This window comes from Bifidobacterium goeldii, assembly GCF_003951095.1.
GTDB lineage: Bacteria > Actinomycetota > Actinomycetes > Actinomycetales > Bifidobacteriaceae > Bifidobacterium > Bifidobacterium goeldii.
This window is the reverse complement of the sequence record NZ_QXGL01000024.1, coordinates 1-1,215: the sequence shown is the minus strand read 5'-3', so window position 1 is coordinate 1,215 and position 1,215 is coordinate 1. Positions and strand designations below refer to the sequence as shown.

Below are 1,215 nucleotides of genomic sequence, written 5' to 3'. Positions count from 1 at the left end.
CCTGACCATCATTAACCACTCTCATGGACCCCAACACCAAACAAGCATCAAGGCGACAGTCAAACTGGCAATCATTAGACAAAAAGTAGTACAAACACACTCTTGAGTTCTCAAACCACCACCACACACAGAACCATCAAGAATCAACTCAGAGGAAGAATCTCAACCGCTCAGCGGCAGCGAATGAATAACTTACACGAACAGCAGCATATGCGCAAATCGCAATACGCCACAACATGCAAAAGCGTTGAAAACACAACGATCTATCGGCGTGTCGAAATTGCGTTCAAAACACGTCGTTACGCTCATTCTACGCTGCATCTGGAGGAAAAATAGATTCATTTCTATTTCTCATCGGCGTGTCGAACAATGTTCATCAAGTTGCAACGATTACTTAGGCAGCATTGCAGAGCGAATGTACATCGATACATAACAAGTATCTGGAAACAAGATCTAGAGAACAACTGAGAGGGAAAGCTTGTAGGCCTGTGTTCCGATAAGAGCTTTTATGTCACTGAGCATACGGTATATCAAAGGCACATACGATAAGAGCCCTCCAGGCATGTGCCAAGAGGGCTCTAGATTACGTCAATAGTGTATGCCGTCACAAACCAGCCAGTTACAAAGCGCAGTGGCAGTATCATCCGATTCAATACCGTGAATAGAGTAGAGAAGCTTGACGTATTGCTTAGTGTGTGTTCTTAGTTACTGGTGTGCATTTTCGGTTTATTGAGATGCCCTTTTAGGGTTTTATGTGATCCGTTTATGCACACTATCGAGGTGACGAACCGCATATACACACTTGTAATGGCTTGTTTCGAATAAGACCCACGTTCTGTCTATTAACCCGTTTCATGTTTGGGCTATGCGTTGTGAGTTGTTGCCGTGCCTCTTTTTGGTTGGTTTGTTGCTTAGTGTGCATTTCCGGCTCATTCGTATACCCCCTTAGGGTTTTGTGTGCTCCGTTTATGCACACTCTTGTGATGAGGAGCGTGGCTGGATGTGCGTGTGGGGGGATTGGAGGTGTGTGTTTGTGTTGGTATGAGTGAACCCCGGGAGCGTGTGCTCTACCGGGGTTCTGTACGGGTAATGCGGCGGTGTGCTACTCTCCCACACTCTATCGGGTGCAGTACCATCGCCGTGCCAGGCCTTAGCTTCCGGGTTCGGAATGGGACCGGGCGTTTCACCTGGGCCATGACCGCCGCAAATCTTCAA

At 47.2% G+C, this 1,215-nt stretch carries 1 rRNA gene; it reads right to left on the bottom strand.

What is annotated here, in order from left to right:
• Window positions 1-1,089 precede the first annotated feature (1,089 nt).
• Window positions 1,090-1,206 (bottom strand): 5S ribosomal RNA (gene rrf, locus D2E25_RS10430).
• Window positions 1,207-1,215 lie beyond the last annotated feature (9 nt).